Below are 16,838 nucleotides of genomic sequence, written 5' to 3'. Positions count from 1 at the left end.
TTAAGCTCCATATTTTTCAACATCTGCTTTACTTACCCCAAGGATGCCAAATACTTCATTTTGAACATCATCCACAACGGGCTTTTGATGATTCCCACTCAAATCAATTTGCTTGGTTTGTTGCTGGGTCAACGCTGCAATTTTGGGTAAAGCCTCAAGCTGTGCTTTCACAAAATCTGGATTGGTTGTAGCTTGTTCTTTGTACCAGTTGATGGTGGCTGTACCCGTCAAACGACCATCGGTACAAGCAGCAGTAATTAAGTCATCAATTTCTTTAGCTTTATTTGCTGCGTCGGCACTGCCAGCTTTTGCAATGGCTTCTTGATACACCGCCATCGGGACAAATTGGGTTGGATCGACAGCGCTTTGGCTATTAGCTGCAACTTTAAGTTGTTCAATAGCGTCAATAACATCAAATAAGTTTTGAGCATTGGCTGCGACAGTTGTACCTGTCTTTTCTTGTATCTGCGTAATGAGTTTATTGAGTTCCGCCATGATGTCTTCAGCAGTGGCTGAGATCGGCAGATTCAACATCCAGCGCAAGCGTTCTAATAACTCTTCATTCATTTCTGAATCCTGTTGTTGTGAATTTTGAGACAAAAAGTCCTGAGCCGCAGCAGCTAAACGTGCTTCGGGCAACTGATCTAAATTAGGGGTATTGGTGAGTGCGACATGCAGCAGTTGCTGAACATCACCCGATTTGTCATAAAGAAAGACTGGGGAAAGGTATTTATATTCTTTGGAACCAATAAAACCTGCTGCTTTATCAGTCCATTCAAAGTGAGCACTACATAAGCCAACTCCTTTAATATATTGAAAGCCACCTGACTTAAGCCAGCCAGCCGCTGGTGCAGGATCACCAGACTGTTGTGCATCTAGCGTCGCATGCTCATAGTCCACAACCATATCAATGCTGCGCTGATTCAATACAGCAACAATTTGCTCACCGCGTTCTGGCGTTAAATTCCAGTGCGGGGCATCAAATGGACGTCCATCAAGTCCCTTAAATATTCCTTCAGGAATAAGGACAAGATATTCAGGTGTGGTTGCCTCAAGGGCAAATGAGCACGCGGCTACTAATAAGGTCTTTTTCATGCAGCCAGATTAAAACTAGCTGCATAAAAAGATCAGGCGGAAGGGCTTCCGATTATTTTTTATTATTTGAAGGCTTGGGCTAAGAAATAATTTGCGGTGTATTCAACTGCAACTTCAGCTTCAGGTTGTAAAAAGCCTTGGCTATCCATCGGCAAATAAGGTCTAGGTTTAATTTCTACTTTTCGGTTACGACCTGCCATACCACTGAACTGGTGAATGGCAGCATAGTCTTTACTTTTGCCAGAGCCAGCCCCTACAGTTGCAGAGTCTTGGTCATGATCGCCTTGCACACTGTCACGCAGACCGCCAGCTGTGCGCTGCAATATGCCTTGAGGGACAATGCCTTGTCTGCGGTAAATTTCTAACGTTACTGGAGAGAGTCCAGCCCATGCAGGGCGACCATTGGCATGAAAGTTTTGCAAAGTCTGACTAACCAAAACACGCTCTAGGCTCGCAGCCAATGGGGTTAAATCATCCATCTGCTGTGCAGCTTGCATTAAGGTTTGACGCACATTTTCATCGGCAATCTGTAAATAGCTCATGCTTGCACCTGCCTATTAAATAAACTAAAATTATTTTATAAAGTGCGTTTTTGCCAAAGTAGGCTACTGGAAGCCAACCGTTCGCGGTATACGCGGGTTCGAATCCCGAACAGGCAGAAACGCATTTTTTATTTCTTACTGACCAGAAACTCATAGTCCTTACTGTTCTTCAGATTAATTTCTTGCTCAACCACAATCGTCCGAATCAAATTACCCACAATTTTCTGTTTATTCCCATCTTCATCTTTGCCTTTAATGTTCTGGTTTAGCTGCAACACAACCTTATAGAGCAGACCATCTTCCTGAATATCAAAAACTAATAAAGCCGCTTCGTGGCGTACATCCCAGTACAAGTCATGCTGACCACTTAAATGACTGACGATGTTCTCAAACCATTCAGGATCATGCAGCTTACGCTCTTTAGAAATATGACTAATCGTACCTTTGTCATGCACAGTGATTGCAGCACTGGCTAACTCAACATTCTTTTTCTTCTTCAAGGTCTCAAGAAAAAAGGAGTCAATCACACCGACAGTACGCATTTCACCTTTCGGCTTAAGCGGGTCTACATTTTGAATCCAAGCTTTGACTTCATCATTCAGTTGCTGAACAACTTTATTATTCTTCAGCGTTTGACTCACCAACTTGGAGGCAATTTGTGGCTCTGCGGTGATTGCCTTGTCCATGAGTTTTTGGGTGACTAAAGCACTTGGCGAACCTGTCCAGCCTGCATCGGTAGAAAATACGGGAAGGTCTGGAAATTCAAGCCGAGCAACTTGTGCCACACCGCCATTGCTTACATCCACGTCATACAGCTTGAGATAACCCTCACTACTACGTACCTGTAGGTTTAGATTTTTAACATCTATGTCCATCATTTCATAAGCTGTACAACGACACTTGTAACCATTTTTGGGACTGATATATCGCCATGCAGGGTCTGACTTCAGCATAACAACTCCATGCAATGCACGGTGCGCTGGTCGAGTGTGGTTATCTAAAATTGCACTATAACGAACGTATGGAAAAAGTGGATTATCATCCCACATCACCGCCTGACGCCCAGCTTCATAAGCTTGCGCCATATTGGTTTGATAGATGGTTTTTAAGCGGTATGGACTGCCTAGCTGAACCTCACGCTGACCGCCTTCAACAAAGGTTTCTTGCTTTCCCCACCAACCACGCTGTTTCATTTTGGGTTCAATTTCTTCTGACCAGCGCTTTAAATCCCAACCATTCTTTTGCGCATCAAGTAAGGACTGACGGACATCTTCGAGCAAGTCCAAGCGGGTCATGTGGGCAACAACAAAGGCTTGATTGTGGGCATTGCCTTGTACACGCCACCAGTCTTCTGATGGCATGACCTTTTTTTGCTGAAGATATTCAATGGCTTTACGCGGGGGCTGACCAAACACAGCCTGCATCGTTGGCTGATCCATCACTCATCCTCTTGCTTTGAGGCTTTGCGACTTTCATGCACGGACAGTCGCCCTAAAACATTGCTGGCAAAAATCATCTGTTCCAAATCATTCTGCAAAGCATCTAAATCTTTCTCTGGAGACATTTCAGCAAGCATGGTCAAAGCCGCTTCAATATTTTCACCACGGCTGAGTTGGGCAATCAAATCAGGTAAAAACTGCTCTGCTTGGCTTTGCAGATGCTTATCGTTAAGGCTCTGATCCATTTGACCATCGAGCAGTGTTTGCGCACGCGCAGCGGCAGCTTCAGCAGGATGCAGTGCAACACCCGCAGTCTGGTTAAGCGCTGCAAGTTGCAAGGCAGGTATGCCTGCATACTGATAACTATTGGCAGCCACTTGAACAGGCTGAACACGAGCAAGAATAGGCACTTTGTCATCGGCAGGCATTGGAATACCTGCACGTTCATGCGCCCAATCCAATGGAATTTTCATGCCTGTATCAACCAACTCACCCAAAGACTTGCTAAAGCTTTCCAAGTCTTCAGTGTCAGACGTATCAAACCAGAATTTTGGATAGCGGTCTGGGGTGATGTTTGGATAATTCAACTGCATCATGGCGCTGACTAAGCTGTCATTGATCGAGCGGGCTAACTGCTTGGCATCCGACTTATTAATCACATCAAACTGGTTTTCATGAGTTTTACTTTGCGCATTTGTACTGGTTTTGCCATCGGCTTGAGACAGTAACGTTCCACCCACAATAATTTTAGACTGGGTTTGCTCACACCATTTGACCAGATTCATGTGGTTGTTAGTGTCCCCATCGGTGGCATCATTAAAATCAATCGACATGCCTTGCGGAATAATGCCACCCGCGTTACGACCAATGCTCATCACTGCACGCATCAGGGTCATTTTTTCTTCATTGGTTGCGCCAGCGGGGTATTTACCTAGCTTTGATGGCAGACCATAGGTTTCTAAAAACTCCATGATGTCGCGTACGCCATAGTTCTTAAATAAGAACGGCCATGACAACACACGGAATAATCCAGAACGGGAAATGTATCCCGATTTCGCTTTATGCCGATGAATAAACCAACCGAATGGCTGAAATTCCAACCCTTCAATTGAACCATCATTGATGCGTAATTCATTCGGTTGGTTGTGTGGTGTCATGATGAAACGCGGTTGAAGCTGCTCAAAACTTTCAGGTAGCCAAAGATTGCCCAAGCGATGCCATTTAATTTCTTGCGCACTGTAGCCATGACCTACAGCATCCATGGCTTCAAACAAGAACATTTCAAAGTCTTCAATTTCATCCAGCCATTCATAAACTTCTTCTGCAATTTTCTTTTCTTGCTCAGAAGCATTCTTTGGTGGCTTGACGCCCCAAGGCAGACCATTCACAGCTTGTTTACGCTTAGTCATTTCCGAGAAGATATGTCCGTCACGCTCTTCCATGTCGCAGAACAAATCTGCTTGTGCTTGCAGGTTGCCTTGTTCAGCATCGGTTAAGAGTCGATGTAAACGGGCTGGAGTCAAGCCAACCACGGGATGTTCTTGCCACTGGTTAGTCAACCAAGCAATTTCCGCTGTCTGCGGTGTTTCCAAGGCAGTGCGGTCTTGTTTCTTTTGAGAACGGTCTTTTTTAGCCATGAGGGATGCAAATACAGAAAGTGGATTTTGCATCACGATAAACAATTCAAACCTGACGAATCAGGCGGAAGGACTTCCATTTATTTTTGAGAATTTTAAAAGGCGAATAAAACGCGCTTATAGCGCTTTAAGTTCAAACATGAGTCATTCATGCAGAATCTGAATTAAAACGCTAAAAACGCATTTATAAAGATTTATAAATCTATAAATCAGGTCGCTCAATAGTTGGTGATGATTAATTCCTGTTTTGTACTGCGACTTGCATCTGAATTGCCGACTGAATATTTAATTTCAGTTGTGTCTATATTCAGCCCATCAAACACTTCACGCATCTCAGGATGGTCATTAATCGAGAGCATGACTTTACTTTTACATGACTTCATCAGCTCTGCCATTTTCTGATACTGATCTAAGCCAAAGTCCACACCATAACCTGCCAGCTTCCAATACGGTGGATCGGCATACATAAAACTATGAGTGCGGTCATACTTTAACAAACAAGCATCCCAACTCAAATGTTCGACAGTCACACCTGACAGTCTTAAATGCGCTTCACTCAACTGTTCTTCAATGCGAAGTAGGTTGACTGGTCGTCCCGTGGTTGCTGTACCGAAGTTTTGCCCAGACACTTTAGCACCAAAGGCAATATGCTGAAGGTAATAGAAACGCGCTGCACGCTGGATATCTGTCATTAACTCAATATTGGCATTCTTGAGCCATTCAAACATTTGTCGGCTCACCAGTGCCCATTTAAACTGTCGTACAAACTCTTCTAAATGATGTTGCACCACTCGATATAGATTCACCAGTTCGCCATTCAAGTCATTGATAATTTCTACTTTTGAGGCTTGTTCACGCATAAAGAATAGTGCTGCGCCACCAGCGAATAATTCAACATAACATTCATGTTGGGGCATTTTTTTAGTCAGCTGCGACACCAGTCGACGTTTACCACCCATCCAAGGAACAATTGGTTTGGTTTTCACGATTTCACCTACTGCAAAAGCATTTCATTTTTGATAGCCTGCAATTACTCTGATCAGGGTAACGAGGCTTTGCCTGCGGTAGTGCTATTACCAAGGGAGGCGAATCTTGCTCCAACAAAGTTCGTCGCCTCGTTTTATTATTCTTAATTGAAGCAACTAGATCAGGCGGAATGCTTTCCAATAATTTTGTTTAGGTCATCTTATGAAATCTAATTTATATGTCTTATTAAATGAAAAAGACCTATATATTTTATTAACTTTTAGAGCTAGAAATCTCACACATTCTGAGAAAATAGACATTATTTTAGAAGTCGAAAGACAACTAATGGGAACTCCATTTGAAGATAAATATCTTCATCTACTTTGGAGTGACGGCATGGGAAACGGTAAATTTACACTTTGGTCAGAATCAAAAGCTGAATTTGAGATTTCCTTCGAACAAAAAATATCTTTAGTAAATTCCTCTCAGCTAGAAACCTTCGACTTACCAAATTATTTATATGAGCTGCGTGACAAGAATCCTCATTTCATTGTCTTTGCAGAAAAATCATACGTTGATAGCATGTTAAAGATTATGTATTTCTAACTACGCTATTATTAAACACATCCAGTTTGGTTATACCAACAATCATTTCTATTTGATTCATGGCTTTAAAAGTACGGAAAATCTTCAATGGGAACCAAAGATTATAGAAACACTGCTTGGCTAGAATTTAGAGAGAAAGCTTTTGATGAGCTTGGATATTGTTGTCAACGATGCCATCGAAGTGATGATGATGTTGTACTACAAGTTCATCATAAAGTTTATATCGATGGTAGAAAGCCTTGGGAATATAATCTCTCAGACTGTGAAGTTTTGTGCAGTGGTTGCCACGCTAGAGAACATGGTCATGTTAGACCAGATTATGATTGGAATTTATCCCATTCAAATGACCTCGGTTCAACTATTGGGACATGTGAGCTTTGCGGTAGTACTTTAAGATTTGAGTTCCATGTTTTTCATAACGATTGGTCTGAGCTAATGGTAGTAGGAACAGTTTGTTGTGACTATTTAACAGGTACGCAAGAAGCGACTGAATTTAGAAAAAAAGAAAAAGCATTTCAAAGATATTTAGATAAATGGTCTGATTCCGAAAATGAGGAGTCTTTGTTTCAAGCCAATAAACGTCTTACTTTTAGAATAATTAAAGTTGGAAGAGGAGTTTTTAAAGTTGATGTCTACAAGTTAGGTAAAAAAGTTCATACAGGTAAAAAGACTTTTCCATCACTCTTAGAAGCAAAATCTCAACTTCATAGCTATATTACAAATAAAGAATATAAAGAGCGGTTTGATGATAAAAGTAAATGAATTTAATACATTATAAAGGAGAAGTATTACTGTGCAGAAAATCAAAGATAACTTAGGACTTATTTTTATATCCTTAGTAACTATTCTATATTTATGGCTAGTCTGCAATCTCGTCATCAATGTTGAAGATGCCAAAGCTCTTAAGTTAAATGAAAAGGGAGATTTTCTGGCTGGTATCTTCTCTCCATTAGCATTTCTATGGCTTGTTTATGGTTACCTGCAACAAGGACAAGAACTAAAACAAAATACCAAAGCATTGAATATGCAAGCTGAAGAGCTTCGCATATCAAATGAATCTTTACGACAACAAGTAGTAGAGATGGGTAAGTCTGTAAAAGCACAACAAGATATGTTCCTACTTGCAGAGAAACAATATCAAGAAACCATATTTGAGAAGCAAAAAAGTCTTATACCTCAATTAGTCTTTATTCCTTCTGACTATTCTAAAACAAATAGTCCGACACTTAATGGAGACTGGGACTATAAATTCATATTAGAATTAAAAATTCAAAATCAACCCATTAAGTCATTAAAAATTCGAAGTAATTTTTGGTATATCTCTATTTCTGGAGGAACTATGAATAATTCTTTAGAATTTTCTACAGCCGCTATAAATGTTAATAAAACATTATCTTTGTACTTCTATGCTCGAACACGAAGTGAACCTTTTAATAGAAATATAATAAACGTTGATTACTATGATGAAAATGACACAAAGCATTCATCAAAATATGAAGTTATTAAGAATGAAGATAATTTGATTTTGTTTAAAGATATTACAACAGTTGATTAGATACACCCAGTCTCACTAAACCACCCATCATAATCATCATGATTCACTTCCAACTCACTTGAAGATGGAAGTGCAATAAACTCAATTGGGCTGGATAAATGCAGACTGGCGAACCATCCCAATATCATCGCAACTGCGCCATCACCATGACGGTATAACTCAGGGTCTTTTACATCCTTGGCACGCGCTTTGGATACCATGTAAATACCGTCTACTTCCTCAATCGCAGAACAGTCATTTTTCAAGTCAGCATCCATTGGTAAATCAATCATGTCTTCTTCAAAAGCAGTGACCAGTTTTGGTGTCCATAGACCATACCAAGCACGGCTAAGTTTGATTTGATGCACCATGTGCTCACCATATTTTTCAGCCGTATTTTCAGCCAAGGTTTCACCATTACCCGTTGCATCCATCGCAATACCACCAAAACGTGGCAGTCGATCCAGCATGTACCAAAGCACCTTTTGCTGTAAACGTGAAGGTACTTTGTGCATCTCAATGGCAAATGGTGCAACCCGACGCAAATCTTGAGCAATATAAAACGGCAGAATAAAACTGAAGTCACGGTGGCGTGCATAGTCTTGCCCAGCACAGTGCTGTTTACGCTGATCTAGCTTTTTCAATTCAGGTTCTAAATAACGCTGAATCCAGTCATCTATATAAGCATCACGTTCATCTGGTGTCATCTCGGTAAAATCATCACCGAGTGCTAAACGTAAAATTGTCCGCGGCTCAGACATTGCGCGCTCAACCCAAAGTGTCGGCAAGCAAACTGACGATCCATCGCGGGGAATGGCATCTAATTCTTCACGCATGGCTGCTTTACGACTACCGTATGCTTTACGGATTTTCTTATACCATTTCTCTTTGCCTTCAATCGTTGCTTCTTTACCTTGCATAAAGCAGACACGCTCATACAAGCCATTGGTAACAGCATCATCAAAAGTGACCACATGGACTTTAGCATCCTCCCCAAACACACCATCTTCTATGTCTTTGACGAATTGGTTGAAGGGATTATTCTTACCGTTATGAGAACTAATGACGGAGATACGTCCCCCCCAAATCAAAAGAGCTGTTGCTGCTTCCATCACACCTTGTACGTTAGGGTGAAAGGCAGCTTCGTCAATGACAACTTTACCTTGCAAACCACGGATGTTCTCTGGACGGCTAGATAAAGCAACTATCTGAAAACCACTGGAGTAACGTACACGGTAGGCTGTAATCTGGCGTGTTTCACCTTTTTCATTTTGGTCTTCAAATAAGAACTCCTCAATCTGAGAAATACCTTGACCTTGTGCTTCAGCAATTACCCGTGAGAACTTGGCACAGTAGCCAATAAACTCCAGCCCTTTTTCTTTCGTATCCCCAATGTAGTAAACGCTCATACCACCAGCTTCTTTGCTGGCAGCAGCGGTAAAAACTGCATCGAAACTTTCTGCAAAAGTAATCCCAGTTCGACGTCCTTTAGGACATGCCTTAATATCGCTCTTAATCTTTAGCCATTCGACTTGGTGCTTCATCAAAACACCTTCTTCAAATGGATTTAGATTGTTAGGCAGATTACGGGCACGTTCAGGAAGTTCATCCCAGTCAATAATCCGAACTGTATCTTGCCGAGGTTTCGGTGCAGTCATTACTTAATACCTAATACTTTTTCACGCCAGAATTGAATTTGCTCTTCGCCCATACCTTGGGAAGCAGCCGCTTTTTTCAGATTTTCATCTTGCTCCTTGAGCAGTTCCTCGCGTGCTTGTCGTCGTACTTCAGCACGGTTTTCCATGGCTTTTTCCTTGGTCATAATGGCAGCACGTGCAGCACGGGCTAAAGCACCCACAGCACCAATATCCATTTGCGGGTTTAGTGGATCGTCTCCCTGATTGGTCAATTCATCAAGCGCACGTTTCGTCACAACCGCCTGAACAGCTTGAGCAAGTAACATTCCACCTTTATCATCAGGGTCTTCACCAAACTCCTTGACCAAAACCTCAGAAGCCGCAGCAATTTCACGAAACTCTTTAGCTTCCGCAGCAAAGTTCTTTTTCTCACGACCAAGTGCTGAACGGCTAGGGATACAATCTGCAGGAAACTCGGCACGAATTTCATCCATCATCTCATTCAGAGTAAAACGATCCTCCTCCATCATTCGATAGATGAATTGACGTTGTTCATCGGTCAGCTTACGCATAAAGGATTTGGACATAACTCACCTACGCTGAAGGGCGTTTAATGCCATGAATGCGGGAGCGGTTTTCAATTACATCCTGCCCACGTTCAGTCAATTTCACGACAATAACAGCCGGATCATCCATTTCAATTGTTAAGCAGCCCTGATCCTTGAGCCAATACAATTCGGTTTTAACTTGATCACGGCTAAAACTTAACCCCCAGCGATCTAGCCCACTGTGCAAAGTTGAACTATTACCTCTGTAAGATGGCATTTCATTCAACAATCGAAGTAACACTAAACGCATTTCTTCTTTAAGCTGATTTTCAAAACTCATATTTCCTCACTTTTTATTATCAATAAGCCATTGTTCAATACGTCGAACACCATGCTGAACACTGTCCATTTGTTTATTGAGCGAATTCAATTCACCACGCAAATTTTCAACATCAACCTTTGACGGCATGTCTTTGACAGCATTTTCTAGTTCAACTACACGCATACGCAAATCCAGCATCTCTTTTGCTGAAGCGCTTTGTTTATTGATAAACCAGATATAGATGCCAAGGATCGTCGTTACGATCCAATTGGCTTCTGAAAAGTTTAATTTAAGGGTTTCAAACATCGGCATCCCCAATATCAATTGGCGGGAGCGGCACAGGTTTATTCTGATTGATATAGCGCCCAACAAAACCGCAGAAGGCAACCCAAGCAATCACGTAATAACGGATATTTTCTGGCAGTACTGCTAGTAATTCTGGTGGAATTGGAGTCGTTGCAAAAAATACAATCAGTCCAAAACACCAGTTGCTAATCCACTTCCAACTGTCACGCCAGTTTGATACAAAAAAACCAAAATTCATGGTTGAGCCTAACTCAGCCATAATTGGCTCAGACTTCTGCGCAATTTCCGCTTTAAGCTCGTCTACACGCTGTTGATGACGCTTTGCTTGATCTAACAGTTTTTGGTTAGTTTCAGAAAGTTCTAAGGTTTTCTGATCAAGGTCGCTTTCACGGGTAGAAAGCTGAAGACGCAGTTGTTGGATTTTTTCGGATTCAGTTTCACTATCTGTTTGCTTAGTGGCATTATGGGTGGCATTGGTATCAAGCACACCTTTCTCATAGCCATCTTTCCATGAGAAATCCATTTGATCCTTATGGTTAGCTAGGGTTTGCTCATGAGTTTTGGATAGTTCTTGAAATACTTGATTTTTTTCGAACAATCTATTTTCTAACTCTTCAACAAACTTCTGCGCATAGATGATGCGCACAGGCATAGCAGATCGACGGATAAACTCTCGAATAACATCACGCACAATAGCTTTAGGTTTTTCGCTTAAATCCCCATAGCGTTGCTGGATTTCTTGCTCAAGCTGAATACGCTTTTCATGATATGAAAGAGTGGCAAGGTTATTTTTAATTTCTTTCTTCATGGAGTATCTCCAGCAGCGTAACGCAGATTACTTGCCACACGTCGTGTCCAGCCACGACCAAATGTTTGGAATGTTTGTAACTTGGCGTAAAACTCAAGACGTTCCGCATTGAATAAAACCAATACATCATCAATGCTTTTTTCGTTGATAGCACCTAGGGTAATTTTGCCTATAGCCCCATCATCAGCTACACCAACTGCACGTTGTAAAATTCGAATAGCATTGCCAATGCCATGATTCACGGCAGCATCAAACATTTGAAAGCCAATAGCTGAGTTGTATTGGGCACACTTGGCTCGTTCCCAGTATGCTTTACGATAAATTTCTTTTGCTTGTTCGCGCTTCATATAGCGCATCGTGCCCGTGTAACCATTAGCACGTGCTGTGGCTGCGGTAATTCCCCAAATTGTTTCACCCCCAGGATCATCAGGATGGTTTACATATCCACCTTCATGTCCCATACAGCGTTCAAACACTTCGTCAAAAGTGATAGACATAAAAAAACCTCATCAAATGATGAGGTCATGTTGCTGTTTTCTTTATTCGTATATCAGGTGGAAGGACTTCCAATTATTTTATCTATTTTCAGGTAGGTCAAACATACCAACTAGATATGGAGCCGTAGTTGAACCACCAATAGCATTATTAAAATTAATTCGACCAGTTACTTGACCACAAAATTTGCCGCGGCTTTCAGCAACAATATTATTTGTTGATCCTACAGCGATTGTACGAAACACTCTACCTTTATCATCCATAATGCCGACATCATAAATTTTATTTCGCTGACGACTTTCAGCGCCATAAATTTCTATTACAGAACCTTGAACACACAGAAGTTTCATGCCTTCTTGTTGTACATCTTTCATCACAGAGCCATAGTTAGTCTTTTCAATCTTATTCAACTCTTCCCACTTCACATTTCTAGCAACCATTAAATCAGCAATAAATAGTGAAACTGGGGGTGGTTCATTATTAGAATCACTAACTTCTGATTTCAAACGTTGCGATACTTCGTCATATGATTCTGGTGGAGCAGAACTATCCGTAGAGTCTAAATTCACATCTTGTGTTGTATGATTGACTGCTTCCGTTTGAATATTAGTTTCTGAAGTATCTATATTGTTGCTGGTTGAATTTTGCAATTGCTCTTCATGTCTATTATTTTTAACAAAAAAGACTGCTACCAAAATACTGACAACAATACTTAAACCAACCCATTTTAACCACTCAGAATCATTTCCCATAAGTACCCCATAATTAATAAAAATTCTTACTTGAATTAACCACTTTTCCAATAATTTCTACGTCACTTGTTTCATTAAGTCTTAAAGGCATCGGTGGATATAATTTATTGTCAGAAAGCAATAATAAAGAGCCGTCTAACAATCGCTGAACCCTCTTAACCCACAGTAAGTCACAATTGCGGATCACGTATATATGCCCATCCTGTGGTTCTTTTTCAGCAGTATTGACTAACAACGAATCTCTATCTGAAATTGTAGGTTCCATTGAATCACCACGGGCAAATACCACGTACAAATCTTTTTCTTTTAACCCTCGACTATTTAGCCAGTCTTTACGGAAAGCTAAACAATATTTAGGTTTTTCTTCATTACCAGCCACAGCTCCATCTCCAGCTGAGACTTCAATATCATCACGTACCTGAATTAATCCGAATTCTTCATTTATAACTTGCTCATTTTTTTGAGCAGACCGCTCATCATATAGAACAAAGTTAATATCTATACCGCATTCCTCAAGTACAAATAACTTATCTAAAGGAATATTTCCCTTTTCACTCCAATTATAGAGTGAATTTCTAGCAAATCCTGTCTTACGAGCAAGTTCACTCACTCCAACACGATCAATCTCAAAACGTAAGCGCTCTGTAAAATTGCTCAAAATACACTCCAACAACTAGAATTTAGATCAAAATATTGATCAATTTACATTGACATGCTCAATATATTGAGCAATCATAAGATTCAACTTAAATCGAATTAATTCACACAAGAGGTTGCAAAAAAATGATGGTTACAACTCCCGATGAACTTAGAAAACAATTCGATTCAGAGGGCAAAACCTTTGCAGAATGGGCAACTAGCAACGGTTTCGAACCTCAGGATGTTTATAAAGTATTGAATGGTCAGGCGAAATGTAAACGAGGCAAAGGTCATAAAATTGCTGTTTTACTTGGGCTGAAAGCCAAACCAAAAGGTGAATCACTCGATACACCACCTGTTCAATAATTTGCACATATTTGCACATATTTGCACATGGAGCAAGAGCAATGAAAAACGATTTGTTTGCGGTGATTTTCCTCTGTTCAACAATTTTAGGGTTTATGGGTTGGTACTTCGCAGAATCAGACAATGAAATTTTGCGTCAAGAACTTTCAAGTTACACAGGGAAAGAGGTGCGTAAGTGAGCACAGTTAAATCCGCTGAAAAAATTCTTAAAGTTTTAAAAGCTTTAAGTGGACACAGCCTAAAAGGCATTAGTAACCAAGAACTTTCAAAACAACTAGATGAAAGTCCAAGCCAAATTACTCGAGCATTAAAAACATTAGTGTCTGAAGGTTTTGCACAGCAATTGGATGATGGCAGTTATGCACTGGGGAACAAATTGGTCTCAATGGCACATGCCCATGCAGAAGAAATAAACCGCGCACAAAACAATATTAATGAGCATGTTCAGCGCGTTTGGGCTGGCGTGAACCAAATTAATTCAGGAAGCTAAATATGTCTGAACTTAATCAAAACCAACTTGCCCAAATTGAGCAAACTGTTTCTGTAGAACAAATACAGCTTTCTGAGAAACTAGGGGCTATTAAAGCCACCAATTTCATCAAAAAACTCGTAACCGTTACGGAAATTAAACTTATTGCTGAAATCAAAGAAACCAAGCAATACAAGGGTTTAAAGGTGATTGATGATTTTGGAAAAGTCGTAACCGTTACGACATGGGATCATTTTTGCAAACACATCGGTATGTCTTGCGAAAAGGTGGATGAAGATATTCGCAACCTCGGTATGTTTGGTGAGGACTTTTTAGAGACCAGTCAACGCATTGGCTTGGGCTACCGAGACCTACGCAAACTGCGCAAATTAAATGATGCTGAGCGCGAGATTGTGATTAATGGTGAGGCGGTTAAAACAGAAGATCGTGAGAGCTTAATTGACTTGATTGAAGAAATGTCAGCTAAGCATGCACGTGATAAAGAAACATTAAACAAACAGGTTAAAGACTTAACTGCTGACAATGAAGCCAAAGACTTAATCATCAAAAATAAAAATGAGAAAGTCACAAAACTTGATGTCGAATTGACCAAGCTTAATAGCCCAGCCGAAATTAAAAAACGGACTGAATCAGAACCTCAACGTTTAACTGAAAAAGCGTTAGAGGAAATGAACAAAGCCTGCTTAACCATGCATAACGACACAGTGCGGTTCACCAACCACATTAATTCTATTGTCGATGCAATCAATGAGCATCAACTGTATGACATTCAAGAACGTCTGGAAGCTAACGTTGTCGCACTGTTCCAGCAAATTGCGCAAACCAGTGTAGATCTTGGCATTCAAATTGACTTTCAAGCGATGGTCAATCCATCTTGGATGAGCGTAGCGCCTTCTGAGCTGGAGGCTGAATAATGACAACCCCAAACTTGGCAGTACAAGATTATTTACGCGATGTAGCTTTCAAGCTCACGAATGCTGAGTTTGGTGAAAAAGGTGCAATTGCAAAAGTGGCTTGTGAACATCTTCAAATTAGCAAGGCACAGCTTTACCGTGACTTGGAAACTGTAGGTTTTAAAACCGAACGTAAACAGCGCAGTGACAAAGGCAAGTCTGTTGTATCTGCTGAAGTTGCAGAACAAATTGGCGGTATGGTGCATGTCGCTACGCGTGCCAATGGCAAGCAAACCCTGCCAATTACTACAGCGCTCGACATCATGAAAGCCAATGGTCAAGCACCCAATGTTTCGGCTGCCACAATTGCCCGTGTCATGAAAAATAATATGTGTCATCCAAAGCAATTGGCAACGCCTTCAGCACATACACAGCAGAAGTCATTGCACCCGAACCATGTCTGGCAAGTGGATGCGTCAATCTGTGTTTTGTTCTACCTCCCTCGCGGTGGTATGCAAGTCCTAGACGAAAAGAAGTTCTACAAGAACAAACCTGCCAATGTGAAAAAAATTGAGAATGACCGCGTGATCCGCTATGTCATCACCGATCATTTCTCAGGTTCGGTTTATGTCGAGTATGTCTACGGCAGTGAAAGCGCAGAAAACCTAACGGAAATCTTTTTGAACTGTATTCAAAAACGCTCAATGCAGGAACCGCTGCATGGCGTGCCTTTTATCCTTTATACCGACAAAGGTTGTGCCAATACATCAGGTCTTTTTAAGAATCTGCTTGAGCGTTTGGATGTGACTTTTATTGCTCACGCAACGGGAAATTCGCAAGCCAAAGGGCAAGTTGAAAATGCTCAAAATATTGTAGAGACACAATTTGAAGGACGTTTACGTTTCATCAAGATTGACAACATTGAGCAGCTCAATAAAGCAGCATCGCAATGGCGAATGATGTGGAATGAAGTACAAACTCATAGCCGTACCAAGCGCACACGTAATGCAGTCTGGCAGACCATTGCACCGAACCAATTACGCATAGCACCACCACTAGAGCTTTGCCAAGAGCTGCTCAGTACTACACCTGTGGAACGTACTGTAGCTGCCAACTTAACCGTGAGTTATGCCATTAAGGGCTATGGGTCAAATGACTATGACGTGCGTCATATCGATGGGGTCTATCCAAAAGCCAAATTGAAAGTGGTGGTAAACCCTTACCGCGCACCCTCTATCGATGTTCTTTGCGTAGATGAGCATGGCAATGAAGTGACTTACACCTGTGATCCAGTGCAAGTGGACTGGGTGGGCTTCCGACCAGATGCAGCCATCATCGGTGAAGAAGTCAAAGCTATGCCGCAAAGTGCAATTGATGAGAACCGTAAGCGCATCATCAAGAAAGCTTACAACGCAGACACATTGGAACAAGCAGACAAAGCCATTGCCAAAAAGCATACCGCTTATGAAGGTCAGCTCAATGTCATGGCAGATGTCCAAGCCACAGAAGTTCCAACTTACATCCAGCGTGCGGGTGAGCAAATGACGACACCAACTCAACGTCGCCAAGTTGTACCACTGAATTACATCCAAGCAGCCAAAGCTATTAAAGGTTTTGTTGGAGATGCATGGACAGCAGACCACATGCAAATGCTGAAGACGACTTACCCGAATGGGGATGTCCCGCAGGAAGATGTGCAATTTTGGGTGGAACGCATTAATGGTGGCTTAGGCAAACATAAATTACGAGTAGTTGGAGAATAA

21 protein-coding genes are annotated in these 16,838 nt (G+C 41.3%); 8 read left to right on the top strand and 13 right to left on the bottom strand.

Annotated elements, in window-relative coordinates; translation table 11 throughout:
- The 5 genes from C3F34_RS14835 to C3F34_RS14815 form a co-directional block, all read right to left on the bottom strand.
- Nucleotides 1-1,095, bottom strand: coding sequence for a phage protease (locus C3F34_RS14835; protein ID WP_104441998.1), 1,095 nt, complete (start codon nucleotides 1,093-1,095; stop codon nucleotides 1-3).
- Between the two features lie 62 nt (nucleotides 1,096-1,157).
- Entirely contained in the window at nucleotides 1,158-1,637 is a 480-nt protein-coding gene (locus tag C3F34_RS14830; RefSeq protein WP_104441997.1) for a phage virion morphogenesis protein, read from the bottom strand.
- A 128-nt stretch (nucleotides 1,638-1,765) separates the two neighbouring features.
- A complete protein-coding gene (locus C3F34_RS14825; RefSeq protein ID WP_104441996.1) occupies nucleotides 1,766-3,076 on the bottom strand; it encodes a phage minor head protein in 1,311 nt (436 codons plus the stop codon).
- Nucleotides 3,076-4,713, bottom strand: coding sequence for a DUF935 domain-containing protein (locus C3F34_RS14820; RefSeq protein WP_104442364.1), 1,638 nt, complete (start codon nucleotides 4,711-4,713; stop codon nucleotides 3,076-3,078). The genes C3F34_RS14825 and C3F34_RS14820 overlap by 1 nt, the downstream gene beginning before the upstream one ends.
- A gap of 218 nt (nucleotides 4,714-4,931) precedes the next feature.
- Nucleotides 4,932-5,699, bottom strand: coding sequence for a DNA adenine methylase (locus tag C3F34_RS14815; RefSeq protein WP_104441995.1), 768 nt, complete (start codon nucleotides 5,697-5,699; stop codon nucleotides 4,932-4,934).
- Nucleotides 5,700-5,901: 202 nt separating this feature from the next.
- Here C3F34_RS14815 and C3F34_RS14810 point away from each other — a divergent pair, with 202 nt between their 5' ends.
- The 3 genes from C3F34_RS14810 to C3F34_RS14800 all read left to right on the top strand — a co-directional run bounded on the left by C3F34_RS14810 (nucleotide 5,902) and on the right by C3F34_RS14800 (nucleotide 7,840).
- Nucleotides 5,902-6,285, top strand: a complete 384-nt coding sequence (locus C3F34_RS14810; protein WP_104441994.1) for a hypothetical protein — start codon at nucleotides 5,902-5,904, stop codon at nucleotides 6,283-6,285.
- A gap of 87 nt (nucleotides 6,286-6,372) precedes the next feature.
- Nucleotides 6,373-7,047, top strand: coding sequence for an HNH endonuclease (locus C3F34_RS14805; protein WP_104441993.1), 675 nt, complete (start codon nucleotides 6,373-6,375; stop codon nucleotides 7,045-7,047).
- A 31-nt stretch (nucleotides 7,048-7,078) separates the two neighbouring features.
- Nucleotides 7,079-7,840, top strand: a complete 762-nt coding sequence (locus C3F34_RS14800; RefSeq protein ID WP_104441992.1) for a hypothetical protein — start codon at nucleotides 7,079-7,081, stop codon at nucleotides 7,838-7,840.
- Here the strand turns inward: C3F34_RS14800 and C3F34_RS14795 are convergent.
- The 8 genes from C3F34_RS14795 to C3F34_RS14760 form a co-directional block, all read right to left on the bottom strand.
- The gene (locus C3F34_RS14795; protein ID WP_104441991.1) at nucleotides 7,837-9,477 is read right to left on the bottom strand and encodes a hypothetical protein; all 1,641 of its coding nucleotides are present in this window, start codon (nucleotides 9,475-9,477) and stop codon (nucleotides 7,837-7,839) included. The two genes, C3F34_RS14800 and C3F34_RS14795, sit on opposite strands and share 4 nt — an antisense overlap.
- Complete coding sequence (locus C3F34_RS14790) at nucleotides 9,477-10,043, bottom strand: phage protein Gp27 family protein (RefSeq protein ID WP_104441990.1); 567 nt, start codon at nucleotides 10,041-10,043, stop codon at nucleotides 9,477-9,479. The genes C3F34_RS14795 and C3F34_RS14790 overlap by 1 nt, the downstream gene beginning before the upstream one ends.
- 7 nt (nucleotides 10,044-10,050) lie before the next feature.
- Nucleotides 10,051-10,344: a hypothetical protein gene (locus tag C3F34_RS14785; RefSeq protein ID WP_104441989.1), complete on the bottom strand. Its 294-nt coding sequence runs from the start codon at nucleotides 10,342-10,344 to the stop codon at nucleotides 10,051-10,053.
- Between the two features lie 6 nt (nucleotides 10,345-10,350).
- Nucleotides 10,351-10,632, bottom strand: coding sequence for a DUF2730 family protein (locus C3F34_RS14780; protein WP_104441988.1), 282 nt, complete (start codon nucleotides 10,630-10,632; stop codon nucleotides 10,351-10,353).
- Nucleotides 10,625-11,440 carry a hypothetical protein gene (locus C3F34_RS14775; protein ID WP_104441987.1) on the bottom strand — a complete coding sequence of 272 codons (816 nt, stop codon included), beginning with the start codon at nucleotides 11,438-11,440 and terminating at the stop codon, nucleotides 10,625-10,627. Before C3F34_RS14775 ends, C3F34_RS14780 begins: the two co-directional genes overlap by 8 nt.
- The gene (locus tag C3F34_RS14770) at nucleotides 11,437-11,937 is read right to left on the bottom strand and encodes a glycoside hydrolase family 108 protein (protein WP_104441986.1); all 501 of its coding nucleotides are present in this window, start codon (nucleotides 11,935-11,937) and stop codon (nucleotides 11,437-11,439) included. The genes C3F34_RS14775 and C3F34_RS14770 overlap by 4 nt, the downstream gene beginning before the upstream one ends.
- A 78-nt stretch (nucleotides 11,938-12,015) precedes the next feature.
- Nucleotides 12,016-12,687 (bottom strand): hypothetical protein, encoded by a 672-nt coding sequence (locus tag C3F34_RS14765; RefSeq protein ID WP_104441985.1) that lies wholly within the window; start codon nucleotides 12,685-12,687, stop codon nucleotides 12,016-12,018.
- Between the two features lie 13 nt (nucleotides 12,688-12,700).
- On the bottom strand, nucleotides 12,701-13,345 hold the full coding sequence (locus C3F34_RS14760; protein ID WP_228155309.1) for a S24 family peptidase: 645 nt from the start codon (nucleotides 13,343-13,345) through the stop codon (nucleotides 12,701-12,703).
- Nucleotides 13,346-13,470: 125 nt separating this feature from the next.
- Between C3F34_RS14760 and C3F34_RS14755 the strand changes: the two genes are divergently transcribed.
- From C3F34_RS14755 to C3F34_RS14740, 5 genes are read left to right on the top strand one after another with little or no spacing between them, the layout of a single operon-like run.
- Nucleotides 13,471-13,692, top strand: coding sequence for a DNA-binding protein (locus C3F34_RS14755; RefSeq protein ID WP_104441984.1), 222 nt, complete (start codon nucleotides 13,471-13,473; stop codon nucleotides 13,690-13,692).
- Between the two features lie 41 nt (nucleotides 13,693-13,733).
- On the top strand, nucleotides 13,734-13,871 hold the full coding sequence (locus tag C3F34_RS20430) for a hypothetical protein (RefSeq protein ID WP_171284976.1): 138 nt from the start codon (nucleotides 13,734-13,736) through the stop codon (nucleotides 13,869-13,871).
- Nucleotides 13,868-14,182, top strand: coding sequence for a helix-turn-helix domain-containing protein (locus C3F34_RS14750; protein WP_104441983.1), 315 nt, complete (start codon nucleotides 13,868-13,870; stop codon nucleotides 14,180-14,182). Before C3F34_RS20430 ends, C3F34_RS14750 begins: the two co-directional genes overlap by 4 nt.
- Before the next feature lie 2 nt (nucleotides 14,183-14,184).
- On the top strand, nucleotides 14,185-15,096 hold the full coding sequence (locus C3F34_RS14745) for a hypothetical protein (RefSeq protein ID WP_104441982.1): 912 nt from the start codon (nucleotides 14,185-14,187) through the stop codon (nucleotides 15,094-15,096).
- Nucleotides 15,096-16,838, top strand: a complete 1,743-nt coding sequence (locus tag C3F34_RS14740; protein ID WP_104441981.1) for a DDE-type integrase/transposase/recombinase — start codon at nucleotides 15,096-15,098, stop codon at nucleotides 16,836-16,838. The genes C3F34_RS14745 and C3F34_RS14740 overlap by 1 nt, the downstream gene beginning before the upstream one ends.

The sequence above is a fragment of the Acinetobacter sp. ACNIH2 genome, assembly GCF_002934965.1.
GTDB classification, from domain to species: domain Bacteria; phylum Pseudomonadota; class Gammaproteobacteria; order Pseudomonadales; family Moraxellaceae; genus Acinetobacter; species Acinetobacter tandoii.
This window is presented reverse-complemented; position numbering and strand designations above follow the sequence as displayed.

What these genes read in the sequence shown, in the direction of transcription:
- C3F34_RS14770 (WP_104441986.1), bottom strand. Translation starts at nt 11,937, where the DNA reads ATGTCTATCACTTTTGACGAAGTGTTTGAACGCTGTATGGGACATGAA.
- C3F34_RS14795 (WP_104441991.1), bottom strand. Translation starts at nt 9,477, where the DNA reads ATGACTGCACCGAAACCTCGGCAAGATACAGTTCGGATTATTGACTGG.
- C3F34_RS14775 (WP_104441987.1), bottom strand. Translation starts at nt 11,440, where the DNA reads ATGAAGAAAGAAATTAAAAATAACCTTGCCACTCTTTCATATCATGAA.
- C3F34_RS14810 (WP_104441994.1), top strand. Translation starts at nt 5,902, where the DNA reads ATGAAATCTAATTTATATGTCTTATTAAATGAAAAAGACCTATATATT.
- C3F34_RS14835 (WP_104441998.1), bottom strand. Translation starts at nt 1,095, where the DNA reads ATGAAAAAGACCTTATTAGTAGCCGCGTGCTCATTTGCCCTTGAGGCA.
- C3F34_RS14780 (WP_104441988.1), bottom strand. Translation starts at nt 10,632, where the DNA reads ATGTTTGAAACCCTTAAATTAAACTTTTCAGAAGCCAATTGGATCGTA.
- C3F34_RS14765 (WP_104441985.1), bottom strand. Translation starts at nt 12,687, where the DNA reads ATGGGAAATGATTCTGAGTGGTTAAAATGGGTTGGTTTAAGTATTGTT.
- C3F34_RS14745 (WP_104441982.1), top strand. Translation starts at nt 14,185, where the DNA reads ATGTCTGAACTTAATCAAAACCAACTTGCCCAAATTGAGCAAACTGTT.
- C3F34_RS14740 (WP_104441981.1), top strand. Translation starts at nt 15,096, where the DNA reads ATGACAACCCCAAACTTGGCAGTACAAGATTATTTACGCGATGTAGCT.
- C3F34_RS14790 (WP_104441990.1), bottom strand. Translation starts at nt 10,043, where the DNA reads ATGTCCAAATCCTTTATGCGTAAGCTGACCGATGAACAACGTCAATTC.
- C3F34_RS20430 (WP_171284976.1), top strand. Translation starts at nt 13,734, where the DNA reads ATGAAAAACGATTTGTTTGCGGTGATTTTCCTCTGTTCAACAATTTTA.
- C3F34_RS14785 (WP_104441989.1), bottom strand. Translation starts at nt 10,344, where the DNA reads ATGAGTTTTGAAAATCAGCTTAAAGAAGAAATGCGTTTAGTGTTACTT.
- C3F34_RS14755 (WP_104441984.1), top strand. Translation starts at nt 13,471, where the DNA reads ATGATGGTTACAACTCCCGATGAACTTAGAAAACAATTCGATTCAGAG.
- C3F34_RS14820 (WP_104442364.1), bottom strand. Translation starts at nt 4,713, where the DNA reads ATGGCTAAAAAAGACCGTTCTCAAAAGAAACAAGACCGCACTGCCTTG.
- C3F34_RS14805 (WP_104441993.1), top strand. Translation starts at nt 6,373, where the DNA reads ATGGGAACCAAAGATTATAGAAACACTGCTTGGCTAGAATTTAGAGAG.
- C3F34_RS14830 (WP_104441997.1), bottom strand. Translation starts at nt 1,637, where the DNA reads ATGAGCTATTTACAGATTGCCGATGAAAATGTGCGTCAAACCTTAATG.
- C3F34_RS14825 (WP_104441996.1), bottom strand. Translation starts at nt 3,076, where the DNA reads ATGGATCAGCCAACGATGCAGGCTGTGTTTGGTCAGCCCCCGCGTAAA.